The organism is Sphingobium sp. (assembly GCF_041987595.1).
Lineage (GTDB): Bacteria > Pseudomonadota > Alphaproteobacteria > Sphingomonadales > Sphingomonadaceae > Sphingobium.
In genome coordinates this window covers 1-17,887 of sequence record NZ_JBHIWJ010000006.1, presented here as the reverse complement: position 1 = coordinate 17,887, position 17,887 = coordinate 1, and the positions used below count along the sequence as shown (strand labels likewise).

Here is a 17,887-nt window from a genome sequence, read left to right as displayed (position 1 = left end):
ATTCACAAATCATCTCATAGTTCGGCGAAGGGCTATATCCGGGAACGGCTATAAGGGCTTCAACTAGCGAAAGGAGGTGATCCGATGTCTCATGGTTCAGCAATGGGGTCGGTCAAGTCCATTCGGGGAACGCGCCGCTGAGCGACGCCGTTAGCGTCGGTTTTGCAGAAATTCGGTGACTGTCGACTGCGGTTCCGCAGGCGAGGTTCCGTATCTGTAGAATAGCGCGAGGAACGTTTCCCTTGGGCGGCACTTCCGGCCGCTGACCATGTCAATGATGGGCCGTTGGAGACTTATCCCCTCCAGCGGCCCCTCTCATTTTTCCGGTCGGCGTCTAGCCCCGCATCGTGCCCGTATCGATATAGCGCTGGTGCCAGGCCAGCGCCTCGCCCGGCAGCATCGGCGATTGCAGTCCGTAAGACCCCGCCAGCGCCCGCCTGAAATAATCCCTGAGCGCGGGCCGGAAGTCGGGGTGCGCGCATTTCTCGATGATGAGGTCCGCCCGCTGCCGGGGCGCGAGGCCGCGCAGGTCGGCCAGCCCCTGTTCGGTCACGATCACCTGCACATCCTGATTGATGTGATCGACATGGCTGCAATGCGGCACGATGGCGGAGATCGCTCCGCCCTTGGCGGTCGAGGGCGTCATGAAGATCGACAGGAACGCGTTGCGCGCGAAATCGCCCGATCCGCCAATGCCGTTCTGGATTCGCGACCCCATCAGATGGGTCGAATTGACGTTGCCGTAAATGTCCGCCTCGATCAGCCCGTTCATCGCGATGCAGCCCAGCCTGCGCACCAGTTCGGGATGGTTGCTGATCTCCTGCGGGCGCAGGATCATGCGATCCCGATACCGCCCCATGTCAGCGTTCATCCGCGCCGCCGCCTCCGGGCTGAGCGAAAAGGCCGTGGCGCTCGCCATGCGCAGCTTGCCCGCGTCGAGCAGGTCCAGCATCCCGTCCTGAATGACCTCGGTAAAGGCGACCATATTTTCGAACGGCGCATCGATCAGACCGGTCAGGACGGCGTTGGCGATATTGCCGACCCCTGATTGCAAGGGCAGCAGCGAGGCGGGCAGGCGCCCTGCCTTCACCTCATGATGCAGAAAGTCGAGCAGATGCCCGGCTATCGCGCGGGCCTTGTCGTCGGGTGGGGTAAAGGGTGCGTTGCGGTCCCGCGCGTCCGTTTCGACGACGGCGATCACCTTGGCGGGATCGCAGCGGAAGGTGGGCTGGCCGATGCGTTGATCGGCGCGCACCAGCGGGATGGGTTGGCGATGCGGGGGCAGGGCGGTGCCATAATAAATGTCGTGCATCCCCTCGAGCGCCGGATTCTGCCAGCGATTGACCTCCAGAATCACAGCCTTCGCCCGGTCGATCCACGTTTTGTTGTTGCCGACGGAGGCGGAAGGGATCAGGTCGCCCTGCGCGGTGATGCCGGCGACTTCGATGACCGCAATGTCGAGATCGCCCAGGAAGCCCTGCCACGCCATCGGCGCGACCTGGCTCAGATGCATGTCGAAATATTGCATATGCCCGCTGTTGATCCGCTCGCGCGCGATGGGGTCGCTATTATAGGGCAGGCGAAATTCGATGCCGTCGGCCTGCGCCAGCGCGCCGTCCAGTTCCGGCCCGGTGGAGGCGCCCGTCCACACCCTGACGCGAAAATGCTCGCCGGCGGCATGGGCGGCGGTCATCCGCTCCGCAAGAGCCAGCGGCACCGCCTTGGGATAGCCCGAGCCGGTGAAGCCGCTCATCCCCACGGCCATGCCGTCCCTGATCAGCGCGGCGGCATCCTGCGCCGACCGGCTTTTGGCGGCCAGTCCGGCATGGGCGATACGGTTCGACATGGGCATCCTCTTTTTCCCTGCATGTAAGAGGACATCTGGCTTTTCGGGATCGCAGACAATAGGGATTGGCCGCACAACATCTGTGCGGGATCAGTGCAAATGTCGGACCTGTTGATCGCCATGCGGACATTTGTGCGGCTGTGCGAGAAGCCCAATTTCTCGCGCGTCGCCGCGGAAATGCACGCCAGCCACACCACCATCGCCCGCCGTCTGGATCAGGTCGAGGCGCATTTCGGTTCGACCCTGTTCCATCGCACCACGCGCCGGCTGATCCCCACCCCAGAGGCCGACCGGTTGCTGATCCATGCGCGGGCCATGCTGGACGCGCTGGATATGGCGGAGCAGGATCTGGGACCAGTGCGAAATGAACCCCGCGGGCTTGTTCGCATCGGCTTCACGACCGCGCTTGGGCTTTACTATGTGGATCGGCTGGGGGCGCTGGCGGCGCGCTATCCCGCCCTGCAGGTCGACTGCGCCATGACCGACTGGCAGCGCGATGTGGTGGAGGACCGGCTCGACCTTGCGATGCGCGTCGGACCGGTGGGCGACGACAGTCTGGTCGTCCACAGCCTTGGCGCCCTGCCGCGCCGGCTGGTGGCCCATCCCGACTATCTCGACCGCCACGGCACGCCGGAAAGCGCTGAGGAACTGTCAGGTCATCAATGCGTCGCCTATGCCTATGGCGATGTGCCTGCCCGCTGGATGATCGACGGACGGGAGAGGGTGGTAAGCGGCATTTTCCGCAGCGACAGCAGCGAGGCGGTCTATCGGGCGGTCCTGAGCGGGCTTGGCATCGCGTTGCTCCCCTCGATCCGGGTGGAGGGGGATGTCGAAGCGGGGCGATTGATACCGGTCCTTCCGGACAGCAGCATCGCCCCGCTCGACATTTTCGCCGTTCATCCGTCTTACAGGCGCCTCTCGCGCCGCGCCCGCGTGGTGCTGGATTTTCTCAAGGCGCATTTCCCCGGGCAGCCGGGCTAGCGTTCCACCCCCTTGGCCTTGCCCCAGGCGCGCGCGGCGGTATAGCCCAGATAGCCGGTCCCGAAGAGCGCGTAGAGCGGCTCGGGCAGGGCGGCGAAATAGGCCCGCATCGCCCGGATGATCGCTGTCGCCACATCCGGGCGAACGCCTCCGATCAGCCCCAGCGGCACGGACCAGAGCAGCAGGCCATACATTACATACAGAAAGGCCGGCCGCGCCCGCAGCGTCCAGCGGTCAGGCGCAGATCGCCTCTGTCGCGCAGGATCCATTATTCCCTCCTTAACCGATCCGGTTCGCAAGCCAGCCATAAAGAAAGGCCTCGTTGGCCGGGCGGCTTTCCGCCAGCGCGAGATAGCGCTCGCCCTGAAGCGCTTCGAGCGCCTTGAGCAGCACTTTCTCTCCTGCCTTGCCGCGCAGTTTGAGGAAGGCGCCCAGCGCGCCGAGCGTTCTGGCGCCGACCGACTGATCGACCTTGAGGTCGGGATAATCGCTTTGGTTCCGATTGAGCGCGTTCAGGGCGCGCTGGAGAAAGCCGCTCGCGGTCCCCGGTCCCATGTTCACCGCCGTATCGAACAGTTCCTCGGCCACCATCGGCGCCAGTTCCGCGACAAAGGCATAGCCCGGCTTTTCCCAGTAAAGCCGCCGGTAGATCGCCTCCGCGACGCTTCGGGGCAGGAGGCGCATGTCGCCCATATAGCCGTTGGACCGGGCCACGATCTGAGTGATACCGAAATTGGTCGGCCCGCCCCGATCGGCGGGATGGTTGCTGTAGCCGCCCTCGCGCGCGATGACCTCGTCAATCAGTGAAGAAATGTCCATGAACGCCGCCCTCCTGTTGTGGAAGGCGTATCATTTATCCCATATGGTTCGCTGTAGGACAGCGGAAATCGCCTGTCGCGAACGAAAGATGCGATTAATTTCCGGGGGGAGAAGGAGAAGACGCTATTTGCGTCTCCGGATATTTGGTCGGGACGAGAGGATTCGAACCTCCGACCCCCACACCCCCAGCCCGCCTTTTTGATGGCTCATAATGCTCCGTAATTAAACGATAAACCTTGAAAAATGCTGTGTTTTAAGCCAGTCTGCCGACATATCTGGTGGTGCAGATTGTCCCGTTATGTTCCGCTTTGTTGCGGCAAGTTGCACCACCAGCGCACCACCAGAATGATGCGATTCGGGATTTGATTTTTTGGCATGCGAGGCCGGAACAATGCGAACTGCTTTGACTCAATCCATGGTCGATAAGTTTCCCATATCGGTTAAAGTCAAAGATTATAGGGATGCCCGGCTGAAAGGTCTGATCCTGCGCATAACGCCCGCCGGGGTGAAGTCTTTCTATTGCGAATATGCGCGGGGCAAGCGGGTGTGGCTGGGCAGGGCCGATGCGGTGGGTTTGTTCGAGGCCCGCGAGAGCGCCCGCGTCATTCTCTCCGAAGTCTATCGTGGCATTGATCCAATCGAAGCGCGCAAACCCAAGCGGGAAGTGCCGACCTTCCGCGCCTTTCTCGATGGCGACTATGGGCTTTGGGCCAAGGCCAATCAAAAAGCGCATAAGCAAAACCTCAACCGGCTTGCGACTGCGTTCAAGGTCCTGCTGGACAAGCGCCTCGATGCAATCACCGCTCTGGATGTCGAACGCTGGCGTGGAGGCGAGGTGGAACGCGGGTTGAGCCTCGAAACCATTAACCGGGATATTTCCTCAATCAAGGCCGCGTTCAACCGCGCGGTGGAATGGGAATTGCTTGGGACCAATCCACTCGCCAAGGTCAAGAAATCGCGCACCGACAATTGCCCCAAAGTTCGCTATCTCTCCTACGACGAAGAGGCCCGCTTGCGAGCGGCGCTCGATGCTCGCGAAGAGCGCCGCTGCGCCGAGCGCGATTCGGCTAACCGTTGGCGGAGCGAACGCGGGTATGAATTGCTGCCGAGCCTGCGGCAGTTGGCCTTTACCGACCATGTGAAGCCGCTGATTCTGCTCTCGATCAACACGGGCTGCCGTCGCGGTGAACTTTTCGATCTCACCTGGTCGAATGTGGATCTCGACCGGCGTATTCTGACCGTGACGGGTGCAACCGCGAAATCGCGGCGAACGCGCCATATCCCGCTCAATCGGGAGGCCATGTTCGTTTTGCAGGGCTGGCGCGCGCAAGCGGAAAGCACCGACGGGATGGTTTTTGTCAACGACGCGGGCCAGCGGTTTGATCGCGTCAATTTCTCGTGGCGGCATTTGCTCAAGGATGCAGGCATCACTGCCTTCCGCTGGCACGACATGCGCCACCATTTCGCCTCGCGGCTGGTAATGGGCGGGGTTGATCTCAACACCGTGCGCGAACTGCTTGGGCATAGCGATTATGCGATGACGCTGCGCTATGCCCATCTCGCGCCCGAACATAAGCTGAAAGCCGTGGAAGTGCTGGTCAGCACCTCGCCATTTGCAGCGGCGGCATGATGCTGCACGCGGATTGACCTTGTTGGCAGATTTGACTACATATGGCGAAATCACGTAACACGCGCCGCACTGTCTCTTGGATCAAGGCGGCGCGAAGAGATTTTGAGGCGTTCCCTGCGCGTGCCATGGATCGGGCATTGGATGCCCTGACCGTGGTCGCCGATGGCGGAACGCCGGACATTGCCAAGCCGCTTGCCGGTCTGGGAGCGGGTGTGTGGGAATTGGCGATCAAAGAGCGCGGCGACGCCTTTCGGGTCGTCTATGCGCTTCAACTGGGCGATGACATCTGGGTGGTTCATGCCTTCCAGAAGAAATCGACCAAGGGAATTGCGACGCCGCGCCACGAGATCGATCTCGTGCGCGAGCGGATCAAGCGGCTGAAGGAGATGCTCGATGGCTGACCATGATGACGATTTCGAACTGGTTCGCGGTTCGGGCAATGTCTTTGCCGACTTCGATCAGCCCGATGCCAGCATTCGCCAGTTTCGTGCGATCCTTGCCGCTGAAATCGTCAAAACGCTCGATGCCGAGCGGCTGACGGTTCGGGATGCCGAAGCGCGCACCGGCATATCGGCCGCCGATTTTTCGCGTATCCGCCAGGTCAAACTGGAGCGATTCACCATCGACCGGCTGTTACGGATTCTCGACCGGCTTAACCGGGACGTTCGGGTGAAGATTTCCGTCGCGCCGCGTGCGGGTGGAAAGCGGGCTTCGATATCAACGCTTGCTGCCTGAAACCAATTAGCCGCGATCGAAGGGAGCGGCCCGCGCATAGGGTCGGTCGGTGGGACAAGCGAAGGGGCCGCCCCTTCTTGGGGCGGCCTCATCAAAAAATCTACGCCGCTTTCTCGATCGCTTCTGTGGCCGCCAGTTGGTGCAGATAGGCAACGGCGCGTTCGGCATGGGCGGCGGCTTGGACAATGGCGCGGGTGTCGTTTTGCAGCACCTTGATCCAGCTTGCGATATAGCTGGCATGATCGGGGCGCGGCTCAATACAAAGCCCCAGATCGGCGGCCAGGAAGGCAGCGCCTAGTTCCGCCACCAATTCCTCACGGGCGTACCCTTCATCGCCCCATCTCTCCCGGCCAAAGCGGCGATCAAGGCGGCTCTCGTGCCGAGTCCAATGCACGGTTTCGTGGCCCCTCGTGGCGTAATATCCGTGGGCATCATGGAAAGCTGCGAAGGGCGGCAGTTGGATACGGTCGGCTGAGGGGATGTAATAGGCCTTGTCGCCGCCGTGGTTCACGGTTGCCGGAATGCTGGCAAAGAATGCCTCGGCAGCTTCGATGCGCTCCACCTCCGGGGCAGGTTCCGGCATGATATGGAACCGTTCGGGCAAGCCGTCGATCTGCGCCACGTTGAACACGGTATAGGTCTTCAGGAAACGGAAGCCCTGTTCCCGATCCTCGCCGCTGGCATCATCATGCACGGTCTTGGTGCTGGCGCCATAATAGACCACGGTTGCGCCATGCTCCCCTTTGCGCACCTGCGCGCCCAAGGCTTGCGCCTGTTTGTAGGTCATCCATGACGGGCTGACGAAACCGGACGCCTGCGCCTCGATCCACAAGAGAAGCACGTTGATCCCACGATAGGGCTGGCTGGTGGCCCGCAAGGGGCGAGCCTGCCCGGACGTGGCCATGTCGCCGCCGCTCCAGGGCTTCAGCCAGGGGCGGGTGCCTTGCTCAAGTTCGGCCAGGATGCGGTCGGTAATACGGCTGTGAGGGTCTTGCTTGCCGGTGCTCTGGGTCATTGCTGTTACTCCCTTCCAATCCGCGCAGCGGGTCATGCCGCGCGTGACCCCTGCCGACCCGGCGAGGGGCGGAGAGAGTGGGGGCAAGGTCCGGTGCCGGGGGTGGTGCGGGCGCAGCGAAGCGAGCCACGGCCTCAAAGCGGCACCTTGCAGGGAGAGAGAGGCAGCGCCTCTTTCTCCCTCAAGAGCCGGGGAAGGTCGCGCCGCTGGCGGCGCTCAATCGCCAGCCTAGGAAGCCATTCTACAATCGATGCACAGAAGCCGTCCTGCGGCACCGTGCCAGGGCGCGCGTCATATGATATTCGACGCCACCGTAGCCGATGCCGACCTGCTCGGAGATCTCCGCATAGGTCATGCATTTCAGCCGGTGCATCAGGAAGATGCGGCGGGTCTTGCGGGGCATGGCCAGCAGTGTCCGCCGATAGACCCTCCGGACGTCTCCTTCCTCGATTCTCCAGGTCTGCTCGGGAAGTGCCGGTGCATCCCGACCCTCGTCGATCGGACAGGTGACGATGTGTGCCGCCGCCCTGCGACGCGCACGGCTGATAAGAAGGTTGCGCGCGCATCGGGTGAGATAGGCTGGCGGATTGTCGATATGTTCTACAACGCCCGCAGCGAACAGCTTCACGAAAACCTCCTGCGCGAGGTCGGGAGCATCGTCGCCGCCGACGCGCTTTCGAAAGAAGCGGAGGACCCGTGCATATTCTGCCCGGTAGAGTGCCTCGAAGGCTGCCGTAGAACGGGAGGGGCTCATCGCCGTGCCTCCCGACGTTCGCGCTCGTTCAGCGGCGCATCGCGCGAGGCGCGGTAGAGCGTTATGCCGGCTTCGATGCGATCCAGGATGAAGGTGTCGCGCTCGATCCTGGCGATACGGATGTCGGCCTTTGAGAATATGTTGATATCGACCGCGCACCGGTTGCCTAGCTCGCTGTCGATGACATCGCGCACCCGCTGCCAGCAGCGCTCATGCTTGAAGGCGGGATGGTTGACGACGATCCAGAATTCATAATCGGAGAACTGGATCGTGTGCCGGTCCTCATACCATGACCGGCGCGCATAGGGACCGATCAGGATGATCCGCCTGATCTTCCCCGGTTGGGGTGCCTGGACCTTCTCGGGCTCGAAGCAGGCGCGAATGATACGCGCGATGCGTTCGATCTCGTTTTGTTTGCGCCGGACCAGATGATTGACGCGCGCCATCACCACTTCGCGCGCGTAAACGTCGGTAGGGGGTGCCATTTTCAGCTCGCACACCAGCGGTCCGCGCATTCGGGCGCGGATGGTGCAAGCGGTGTCCGCTGTGCGCCGCCATCGCGGCTTCCAGCAACTGCCCGACCTTGGTGGCCGGACCTACATGATGCCTGGCAGGGTTATCCCCGAGATGGCCGCCAGTTCTTCCATCCCGTGCTGCCGAATATGCCAGACATGGGAAGTCCGGACAAGCCGTGTGGCGGGATCACTATTTCCCGGCAGCGGCTTCTAGCTCGGCGATTCGTTCCGAGCAGACCTGATGAACGACGCGGCCCAGTTCCTCGACGCGCTCACCCAGCCATGCCAGTTCTTCCTCGCCGATCCGGTAGTGCCGGGAATAGCGGGCTTTGGTGTAGGCCTCCTTGAGCTTCTGGAACATGGCGCGCTCGCGGCGCGTGGTTTCTGGCCAGATGCCATAAAGGCGGCGGTCCAGCCCTTCGGCAAGCGACCGCAGGAAGGCGATGTTGTGGTTGTAGGGCGCGTAGAATGTCAGCGTCAGCAGCAAGCAAGAGTAGAGGCGTTCTGTCGTCTGGTGCAGATCAAACGCCGCATCCCTCAGCAACCCTTCCTCAGAAGCATACTTCGCTAATTTGTGACGCGACATGGCGCTTGCCATGCCGTCTTCAAAATATTCGGTCGCCGCTGTCAGCGCCTGTTCCGGCGTCTTGGGCTTCGGTTCATGCAACTCCCGCTCGTCGGATTCGTAGAGCGCGATCCCGTCTTTGGCGACTTCCATGAAGAAGACGCGGCCATGAGCGAGGCCGTCATTCACCTCGTGCAGCGAATGGACAATGAAATTGACCGGTGTGCGCAGCGTCTTCTCGATGGTGTAGGCGCGGATCAGCCGCTCCTCGGCCTTCGCCCAGTAAGCCGCCCGGTCGGTCAGTTCCTTCTGGCTGACGATGATCAGAATGTCGTAGTCGGACTTGTACTGGTTCGCCGACAGCGGCGCATCGACCCAGTCGCCCCGCGCGTGGCTGCCAAACAGCACGATCTTTAGAATGCGCGCGCCCTTGCGGGGGCCGGTGGCATTCCCGACAGCGTCGCGAAACTCCTCGAAAATAACCTCTACGACGCGCTCAAGCTCGCGCTGCTTTGCCGCAGGAAGATGGTCGATATCGGTACGCATTGCCGGGATTCTTTCGGCATTCGCTGTTGTTTGGCAAGCGCAATCGCCGCAAGGCTATGGCTTGATGATCAAGCCGTTCGAAACCCGTTGTTCATTCATCGGGAAGGCGGAGTAGGAACGACTGGGGCTGGGACTTTTCTGCCGTTCCGAGGTGATGTGTCGAATGGCAGGTCCCGCCAGAAGCCGACGTCCAGCACTGCGCCGACCAGCTAACGGAGAGCGACAGAGGCTGGGCCTGCAACGGACTGGCAGGTTTTAGGAGCAATAGTGGCGAAAGCAGCCGCTATCCCTTCGCGTAGAGCGCCGCCCTCCGAAGGTAGAGGCCCCAGGCAGTTATCGCTGAGGCTGCCTTTCCACATGCCAACCTGATTGGATCGGCAACTTCCGACATTGCCTTGAGTTCGCTTTTCGTTCGATATGGTGGATGATAGCGAGATCCAGATCGACGACCGCAAGAGAAAGCTGGAAATACAAAACCAACCAAGGTCGCTCAGGTACCAGTTTGCGTAAGGTGCGATAAACATAATCGTCCGTGTATGGACGCTCCGGAAAGGGAAGTCTTGTCTCAATCGGCAGAATTGGCTGGTGGCGAAGGGTTTACGTACGAAGGGAATGCCGCGGCGTATTATCTGGCGGCGTTGCTGGCGGAGACCGGCGCACCCGGAATTTCGGACCGCATCGTGCACAAAGTTGCGGTTCAGCAACGTGACTTTGGTGAACCACTCGACGATGTGATCGTCGATTTTCGTGACCCGGCAGGTGAGCTGTCGAGACTCAGCCTTCAGGTGAAGCGCGCGCTGACGATCAGCAACGCGGCCTCGAACGCGGACTTTCGCGATATCGTCCGTGACTCCTGGGCGAGCCTGGGCAAGTCCGATTTCCGAGACCAGGTCGATCGTTATGGCGTTGCCGTGGGTACGGTAGCAACAGCAAAGGCACGGTCGCTGACCACGCTGTGCGAGCTGGCGCGCGAAAGCCCCGCCACCACGCATTTCGAGGCGCGCTTCGCACCGGGAGGCAATGCCGCGCCGGACGTCCGGGTGGTCCGAGATGCAGTGATCTCGCTGCTCAAGGACGCAAAGGGCAGCGATTGCACAGCCGAGGAGGTGCATCGGTTCCTCGCGCACTTCGTGCTGATCGAGTTTGAATTTCTTCAGGAAGGCGCGGCGGATCCCGCCGCCGCGATCACTATGCTTCGCGGTGCGCTGGCTAGCAGCGAGTCAGAAAAAGCGCCGCTGCTCTGGTCGAGACTGGTGGAGCTGGCCAGGGCCTCGGCAGGCAAGTCCGGCGTCTTCGATCGCAGCCGCGTCGTACGGTCGATTGCGCCGCTGGCCAGACTGAGTGGTGCGCATTCGTTGCGCCAGGACCTGGATGTCCTCGGGGACATCGCTAAAACCCATGTCGAGAGCATCCAGGATGATGTCGGCGGCGCACGGATATCGCGCGACGCTCTCGCCGCAGAGCTCGATGCGAAGCTCGCCAATTTTCGGATCGTCCAGGTCCGCGGCCTTCCGGGCAGCGGAAAGTCCGTCGTACTCCGCAATCGGGTAGAGCAGGCGCTGTCCATCGGCCCCGCGCTCTTCCTCAAGGGGGATCAGCTCGAAGGCAAGAGCTGGCGCAGCTTCGCCACGTCGCACGGCCTCTCGAGCGCGCATCTGGAAGATCTGCTGGTCGAGATCGGCGCAACCGGTTCGCCCATTTTGTTCGTCGATGCCGTCGACAGGATCGAGAGAGAGCACCAGCCGATCCTGCTGGAGATCCTCCGGTCGATCCTCAACTCGCCGCTACTCGACAACTGGCATGTCGTCCTGACCCTGCGCGACACGGGGATAGAACCGACGCGGAACTGGCTCGGCGGCACGATCGACGCGGCAGGCGTCGGCACCGTGGACGTCAAGCAACTGGACCGGGACGAAGCCGAGAAGCTCGCCGTGGCCAAGCCGCATCTGCGCCCTTTGTTGTTCGGCCCGCCGCAAGTAAGCGAAATCGTTCGCCGGCCATTCTTCGCGAAGATCCTGAGCCAGGGTTATGCCGGCGATGCCGAGGCGGAGACGTTCGCGCCCAAATCCGAGGTCGATCTCATCGACAATTGGTGGGTGCGCGGCGGCTATAATGCCGCGGGCAGAGACGCGCTGGAACGGCAGCGCGCCATAGTGGAGCTCGCCGGTGCACGCGCTCGGAAGCTGAGCCAGCCGATTGCCCTGAAGCAATTGAGCCCATCGAGCGTCAGCATGATTCCGCAATTCGTCGAAGACGGGATCCTGCAGCAGGTCCGTGTCGGCCACACCGTACGCTTCTCGCACGATATTTTCTTCGAATGGGCGTTCTTCCACACCCTGGCCGATCGCGGCGAAGAGTGGCTGGAGGAAATCAACGCATGCGGCGAGCCTCCCGCCATCGCCCGCGTCGTCGAGTTGCTGTCCCAGTCCGAATTCGCCCGCAAGGAGATATGGGCAGACCAGCTCCGTCGCGTCGCGCAGTCAGACATGCGCTCGCAATGGACCCGCGCTTGGCTCCTCGGCCCGGTCGCCGCTTCGGATTTCGAGGACGATGTGGATCAGTTCGCCACCGTCGCCTTCGCGGAGGATTTCCGGTTCCTGAAAAAGGCACTCGTATGGTTTCAGGCGGAGAAGACGAGCCCCAACGCGGCAGTTCTTGCCAGCGACTTGGCGGCGGACCAACGGCTTCGCTATGCCGATCTTCTGGGCTGGCCTTCGGATTTTTCGGCATGGCGACGGCTCATCGTCTTCCTGCTGCGCAGAATTGCCGATATCCCGCCTCGGCTATTTCCGGACGCCGTCGCGGTTTTCGAGGTATGGCAGAACGCCATGGGCGCGATCGCCAATCCCCTGTCGCAGGCCATCCTCTCCCAATGTGAGGCCTGGCTCGCGGACATAGCTCAATTCAACCAATCCAAGGGGCAGAGCACCGACACCGCCGATTGGAAGAGCATCGACGGCCTTGGCGATTTCCGGGGGCAGATCACGCAGTTGATCCTGCGTGCGGCAAGCGTGGAGCCCAGTTTCACCACGACCTATCTCCGGCACGTCATCGATGGTGAGGAGATACTCGACAAGCAGTTCAAGGAGATCATCGGCTTCTCACAGACGCTCGCGCAATCCCATCCGGGACTGCTCGTCGAGCTGACACTCAAGCATCTGCGAGAGGAATTGCCCGACGACAAGGTCGCTCGGCATGACGAAGAAGCACGAATTGCTTCGGAGCGCCGCAGGCGTGCATTGGCGAAGCCTGAGGCGGAACGGGACCGGATCGACAAACTGGCGATCGAAGGCATCTTCTCGCGAATAGGCTTTGATGCATTCAGCTATCATGACTTCGAGACGCTTTCGATCGAGCGTGACATGCAAAATTTCTGGCCGGTCTCGCCCTTGCGCGAACCATTTCATTCGCTTTTCCGATCCTCGCCGGCCGATGCTCTTGCCCTGCTCGGGGACCTTTGCAATCACGCCATGACAGCGTGGGTCCAGCTGCATCGGCATATTCGCGACAACAGGGGCACGCCGGTTCCGCTGGAGATCGCATTCCCCTGGGGAAAGCAGATTTTCTGGGGCGGCGACCGGGAATATCTCTGGTTTCGCAACATGTGGGCACCCAAGGCGTTGGGCTGCGGCTTCATGGCGCTAGAGGAGTGGTGCTTCGCGGAGCTGGAGCGCGGAAGAGACGCGGACGACCTCATTCGGCAGATCGTCGAAGGTAATGCGTGTATCGCGATCCTCGGGGTCGCCGCGATGATCGCCATGCACGGTGATTCCATCTCCGATGTGACGGTCCCGCTCGTCACCTCCCAGCGGCTTCTGGCGGCGGACCATAATCGGTTCATCAAGGATCTCACCGAAGGGAGTGCAAGTTTCATCGGCCTAGACGGCAATGCCAACAAGGCCGATATAGAGATCATCGCCACCGCGAATGCGCGGGAGGTTCGGCGAAAGCAGCTGAGCACGCTGCTCCAGCGCCACTTCATGATGGGTGGCGAGGCAATCGCGAAGACGGTCCAGGTCGCGGTACGAGACTTTCCCAACGCCCTGCCCTTCCAGCTCGAGGAGCATCGCGGCCTGTCCGCTGCGATCACGGACCTGACACAGCAGGCCACGGAATATGCCGAGCTGGTCGAACCTGGCAATTACAAGGCCTATCGGACCGAGGTGCCGGATGAGGTGGCCATCGTCCATGTCAGCCCTTCCGCTTCCGATCCCGATCGAAAGGCAAAAGCCGAAGAGGCAAAGCTCCGGCTGGAGGAAGGCAATCTATGGGCCTGGGCGGCCAAGGCATTCGAGACAGGGGTGCCTGGCGACGCCTTCACGCTCTCCTCCGCACGCGCTCTCGCGCAGCAACTAGACGCGCCCACGCTGTTCTTGGCGGAAGAGGAAGGCCTCGGAACGCGCCGCGGCGCCGTAGCCGGCGCGGCTGCGATGATTCTTCGCTTCCGCGACGGCGCGACATCCGAAAGTCTTGCCTGGGCGCGCGAGACGGTGTCCAGGGCGGCTGAGGCTCCCGAGCAACACGACCAGTTCTGGTCCTCCGGCTCGATCATTCCCTGGCATCACGCCACTTTTGCCGCACGCGGGCTTGCAGCGGATCTGGCGGCGGGAACAGCAAACGGGAACGCCGCCGAAAACCTGCTCCGTCTCGTCGCCCATCCGCTCGAGATCGTCAGCCTGGCCGCCATCGACGAAGCAGGACGTTTATGGGACCACGATGCGAGGCTGAGCTGGGCGGCTTTGTGCCTGGCCTTCTCGCTCTGCCATATATCGCCACGCTCCAGGGGTTCACGTGGCTCGAGCGACCCCATTCATTCCACGCGGGAGACCGACGCGGCCATCTCGTCCGTCCTGGCCTTTTACCATTCCGACCAACCCTGGCCGGACCTCGCCTTGCCGCCGCCAGCCTTTATCCGGATGCCGAAAAGCGAAGCGAACGACCTTCGCTATATCCCCATTCTCGATCACGGCGATGACGGTGGCGAGGACGATGAGAACCTGATCGCCGGCGAGCGGTTCACCGAGGTCTGGGCGGAGCCGGCGTCTCTCTGGCACTATCAGCTGGCCGACAATATCCTCCCCTTGCTGCCCGTCGAGAGGATTGTCGCGGGCACTATGCGTGACAGCCTGTTGCGATTCGCCAGCGGCCTTCTGCTCTGGACGAGCTTGAAGAACGAACCTCCGGGAGAGAAGCTGGGCCGCCGCGACCGCACGGATAGCTCCTTGTTCGAATGGACCCACGCGCTGGGCAGCATGCTTGGCCGTATCGCAGGGCTCATTTCGGAACCGGAGGCCGCGGATCTCTTTCTGGCACCAATCGCCGCATTGCATGGCGAGGCGTGCTGGTCGCTGCTTGCGCCCTTCGCCAATGTCTATATCTGCCGGTATCTGCTCGACGCCCCGACGGTTCCCGTTGGGGCTGTGCAAGTCCTCGACACCGTGCTGACGCGCTTCCTCGCCGCACCCGAGCTCAAGGCGGGCTCCTACCGTAGCGGCGAATTCTCGGGCTTCGACCAGCCCCGGCTGGCCCGCCATCTGATGTTCGTTTCCATCGAGCGCGCTACAGGCGCTTCGCGATATGTGAATGGGGACTGGAGCGAGATCGAGCGGATCCTACCGCTGATCGATCGCTATGTACGCGCCGGTGGCTGGGCCGCCACGGTTATGGGCCATTACCTCACCCTGTGCGAGAGAGCGAGAGCGAGCTACCCGGCAGAGGCGTTCGCAGACCAGGTTCTCGACACGCTCCAAGAGAATGATGCCAAGCTCAAGGGCTGGCGCGGGACGTGGCTGCCGGCGCGGATCGCAAGCCTGGTGCAGCATTTTGCAGATCGGGATTCCCCCATGCCCCTCCGGCTGGCGCAGAAGTTTCTTCGGATACTCGACCTCCTAGTCGATATGGGCGATCGGCGCAGCGCAGCACTCCAGTTCGCAGAAGCCTTTCGGGAAATCCGGATGGCCTGAGTGAATGTCGGCTTTCGGCGGCCGCGATCACTCGGCGAACGATCGATAGTAGGGCGCTTAACTGCTGGACGGCTTTCCGCTGAGCGAATGGAAGGTTGTGGCGGAAGCTGCCGTTCTAAGCCCGATCGACGAACGACGTATGTTGGCTGGTGCGGACATCCAGAGTTTGTTTGACCGGGTTGGCCTTGGTTTGTCCGAGCCAGGTCGCATCCCATCCAGGGTTCTACTCTCATCTAAGAACTGATGAAGTCATCGACGCCCGTGAGAAAGCAGGAAAGGCGAATCTGGTCGGATGCGGCTCACGTTTTGCGACACGAGCATCGAGTCGGCACCCTTCGTTGGCGCTCAGAGACCGGTTGCTGAGGCGGCTCGGGCGTGATTCAAGCTTGGGATGTGGACCCGAGCGAGCCGCAGCCGGATGGCTGGATTTGAAAAGCGATCGAAGCGCAACCCGACCGATCTGACGGACGAAGAATGGCTCTTCATTCAGCCGTTCCTGCCGCCTGTGGCCAGGCGTGGACGCAAACCAGCGACTGACCTGCGTGATGTCCTCGATGCACTTCGCTATCTGGCACGGACAGGCGGTGGATGGCGGATGTTGCCGAACGACTTCCCGCCCTGGCAGACGGTATATTGGTGGTTCCGCCGCTTCGTGCGCCGGCTACTGTTCCGCACGCTCCACGACGTTACCCTCATGCTGGACCGTGAACGCGAAGGCCGTGAACAAAGCCCGACGGCGGCCGTCGTGGATAGTCAGTCGATCAAGGCCCCAGCGGCAGAAAAACGAGGCTTTGATGCAGGCAAGAAGGTCCTCGGTCGTAAACGGCACATTGCTGTCGATACCGATGGCCGATTGCTCATGGTCAATCTGACCACTGCCGACATCTCCGACAGCGCTGGCGCTCAAACGATCGTCGCGGCCATTCGCAAGCGATGGCCCTGGCTGAAGCATTTGTTCGCCGACGGCGCCTACGATCGCACCCGTCTGATGGACGCCGCTGCCTATCAGGACTTCGTTCTCGAGATCATCCGCCGCTCCGACAACGAGGCGGGCTTCAAGGTGCTGCCTAGGCGCTGGGTCGTCGAGCGCACCTTCGGTTGGATGACCCGGTGGAAACGGCTCGTCCGCGACTACGAGCAGCGGATCGACGTCTCGGAGGCCATGATCCATGTCGCTCTCGGCAGTCTCATGCTCCGCAGAATTGTCCACCCATGAGCATTCTCAAACGGACTCTCAGCCGATCGAAGAGCGGATTGACGGTCAGAACTAAATCTAATTCGGTTCAAAACTTCGCAGCGAGAAGAAGGAGTCTCCGCTTCGATTAAAAAACGCACCTCGGAGAGCGATTTAATCGCTCACCGCTGCTAGATTGGACGAGGCAATGTGGCTCTCCATCCGGGCTATAGAATAGCGGTAGGAATCTCCGCATAAAATTTCTTGCTCTACTGCTGAAATAGTTCAGGTTCGATTCGGGTGAAGACGACAGGGGAGCAACGGCCTTGCCGAGTGAAGCTGAACTGTGGGGTGTGCAGCGCGCGACGGTGGAAGCTGCGCTCGATTTCACGATCGCCTTTTTGGGCTGCCGCATGGGGCCAAAAAACGACAAGCTGCTCGACGCCGCCGCCCGTGGCAGATTGCTCGATATCTGCCGGGCGGTCTCGATTGTCGAAAGCCGCCATGGCACTATTGGCCCCAGCCAGCCCAAGCGCGACCCCCTGCAATGCGGCAACCCCGCCGACAGTTGGTGGCGCGAGTTGACCGGCCAAGCCGGGCAGGGATCGCGCTTCATCTGCGGTCCCGGCCATGATAATTATTGGGCTGATGAGATAGCCGACGCCGCGAGCACCGCGTCCGGCTTCAACCCGGCTGCCAGCCTCGCGCTCCTCGCCGATATCAAAAAGGGCCATGGCAATAGCGCCTTCGCTCCGACTCATAGCTATGTCTGGGGTATTCTTTATCTCATACACCGCATCAACACCGCGGTCAGTGGCGGCCGCAGCTTCGCCTGCGGCGACGTCGGCCGCGAGCGGCTAATCATAGGGGCGGTCTCCTATAATGCAGGCGGTGTGCCCGATTATGAGGATCGGTTGCGGGCGGCGCTGCGCGAATTTGGCGGGCTGGTCACCTTCGATGGCGGCGAGGTGGATATCGACAACGATGTGCGCGAAGGGGACGATCCCCCGCCGCCACCCGAGCAACCCGCCGATCCCGAGCCGTCGGGCGGCATCTCGCGCGGCGTGGCGCTGGTCGCGATCCTCGCGGGCATAATCGCCGTGCCGCTGATCGGGTGGCACATCTATGGCGCGATCGATTATGCCGACGACTTCACCACGGTCGCCGACGCCTTCACCTCGATCGCCGACACCCTCGGCGGCGTCAGCCTCGAGCCGGGCCAGGTGCCGGACCCCGAGACGCTGAACGCCCTCACCGAGCTGTCGACGGAGCTGTCCTCCGGCGAGTTCGCGACGGCCTCGGCGAACATCTCCACCTTCTTCGCGGGCGGCTGCCAGTAGCCCA

General features: G+C 61.9%; 14 protein-coding genes. 7 read left to right on the top strand and 7 right to left on the bottom strand.

What is annotated here, in order from left to right; genetic code table 11:
- Nucleotides 1-334 precede the first annotated feature (334 nt).
- The gene (locus ACFC3J_RS02955; protein ID WP_375194722.1) at nucleotides 335-1,846 is read right to left on the bottom strand and encodes an acetyl-CoA hydrolase/transferase family protein; all 1,512 of its coding nucleotides are present in this window, start codon (nucleotides 1,844-1,846) and stop codon (nucleotides 335-337) included.
- Between the two features lie 99 nt (nucleotides 1,847-1,945).
- Between ACFC3J_RS02955 and ACFC3J_RS02950 the strand changes: the two genes are divergently transcribed.
- Complete coding sequence (locus ACFC3J_RS02950) at nucleotides 1,946-2,827, top strand: LysR family transcriptional regulator (RefSeq protein WP_375194721.1); 882 nt, start codon at nucleotides 1,946-1,948, stop codon at nucleotides 2,825-2,827.
- On the opposite strand, the gene ACFC3J_RS02945 is transcribed toward ACFC3J_RS02950, so the two are convergent.
- Both ACFC3J_RS02945 and ACFC3J_RS02940 read right to left on the bottom strand, forming a co-directional pair.
- Entirely contained in the window at nucleotides 2,824-3,096 is a 273-nt protein-coding gene (locus tag ACFC3J_RS02945) for a 3TM-type holin (RefSeq protein ID WP_375194720.1), read from the bottom strand. The genes ACFC3J_RS02950 and ACFC3J_RS02945 overlap by 4 nt on opposite strands.
- A gap of 10 nt (nucleotides 3,097-3,106) precedes the next feature.
- A complete protein-coding gene (locus ACFC3J_RS02940; RefSeq protein WP_375194719.1) occupies nucleotides 3,107-3,646 on the bottom strand; it encodes a glycoside hydrolase family 108 protein in 540 nt (179 codons plus the stop codon).
- A 370-nt stretch (nucleotides 3,647-4,016) separates the two neighbouring features.
- Between ACFC3J_RS02940 and ACFC3J_RS02935 the strand changes: the two genes are divergently transcribed.
- From ACFC3J_RS02935 to ACFC3J_RS02925, 3 genes are read left to right on the top strand one after another with little or no spacing between them, the layout of a single operon-like run.
- On the top strand, nucleotides 4,017-5,276 hold the full coding sequence (locus ACFC3J_RS02935; protein WP_375194718.1) for a tyrosine-type recombinase/integrase: 1,260 nt from the start codon (nucleotides 4,017-4,019) through the stop codon (nucleotides 5,274-5,276).
- Between the two features lie 41 nt (nucleotides 5,277-5,317).
- Nucleotides 5,318-5,677 (top strand): type II toxin-antitoxin system RelE/ParE family toxin, encoded by a 360-nt coding sequence (locus ACFC3J_RS02930; RefSeq protein WP_375194717.1) that lies wholly within the window; start codon nucleotides 5,318-5,320, stop codon nucleotides 5,675-5,677.
- Nucleotides 5,670-6,011 (top strand): helix-turn-helix domain-containing protein, encoded by a 342-nt coding sequence (locus ACFC3J_RS02925; RefSeq protein ID WP_044661285.1) that lies wholly within the window; start codon nucleotides 5,670-5,672, stop codon nucleotides 6,009-6,011. The genes ACFC3J_RS02930 and ACFC3J_RS02925 overlap by 8 nt, the downstream gene beginning before the upstream one ends.
- Nucleotides 6,012-6,111: 100 nt before the next feature.
- Here the strand turns inward: ACFC3J_RS02925 and ACFC3J_RS02920 are convergent, their stop codons facing one another.
- From ACFC3J_RS02920 to ACFC3J_RS02905, 4 genes are all read right to left on the bottom strand, one after another.
- Nucleotides 6,112-7,026 (bottom strand): ArdC family protein, encoded by a 915-nt coding sequence (locus ACFC3J_RS02920; protein ID WP_375194716.1) that lies wholly within the window; start codon nucleotides 7,024-7,026, stop codon nucleotides 6,112-6,114.
- Nucleotides 7,027-7,267: 241 nt separating this feature from the next.
- Nucleotides 7,268-7,780: an RNA polymerase sigma factor gene (locus ACFC3J_RS02915; RefSeq protein ID WP_375194715.1), complete on the bottom strand. Its 513-nt coding sequence runs from the start codon at nucleotides 7,778-7,780 to the stop codon at nucleotides 7,268-7,270.
- The gene (locus tag ACFC3J_RS02910; protein ID WP_375194714.1) at nucleotides 7,777-8,295 is read right to left on the bottom strand and encodes a hypothetical protein; all 519 of its coding nucleotides are present in this window, start codon (nucleotides 8,293-8,295) and stop codon (nucleotides 7,777-7,779) included. The genes ACFC3J_RS02915 and ACFC3J_RS02910 overlap by 4 nt, the downstream gene beginning before the upstream one ends.
- Nucleotides 8,296-8,485: 190 nt before the next feature.
- Nucleotides 8,486-9,406: a HEPN domain-containing protein gene (locus tag ACFC3J_RS02905; protein ID WP_375194713.1), complete on the bottom strand. Its 921-nt coding sequence runs from the start codon at nucleotides 9,404-9,406 to the stop codon at nucleotides 8,486-8,488.
- 536 nt (nucleotides 9,407-9,942) lie between these two features.
- Here ACFC3J_RS02905 and ACFC3J_RS02900 point away from each other — a divergent pair.
- From ACFC3J_RS02900 to ACFC3J_RS02890, 3 genes are all read left to right on the top strand, one after another.
- Complete coding sequence (locus tag ACFC3J_RS02900; protein WP_375194712.1) at nucleotides 9,943-15,369, top strand: hypothetical protein; 5,427 nt, start codon at nucleotides 9,943-9,945, stop codon at nucleotides 15,367-15,369.
- 391 nt (nucleotides 15,370-15,760) lie between these two features.
- The gene (locus ACFC3J_RS02895) at nucleotides 15,761-16,585 is read left to right on the top strand and encodes an IS5 family transposase (protein WP_375194711.1); all 825 of its coding nucleotides are present in this window, start codon (nucleotides 15,761-15,763) and stop codon (nucleotides 16,583-16,585) included.
- 284 nt (nucleotides 16,586-16,869) lie between these two features.
- Nucleotides 16,870-17,883 (top strand): hypothetical protein, encoded by a 1,014-nt coding sequence (locus tag ACFC3J_RS02890; protein WP_375194710.1) that lies wholly within the window; start codon nucleotides 16,870-16,872, stop codon nucleotides 17,881-17,883.
- Nucleotides 17,884-17,887: the final 4 nt, after the last annotated feature.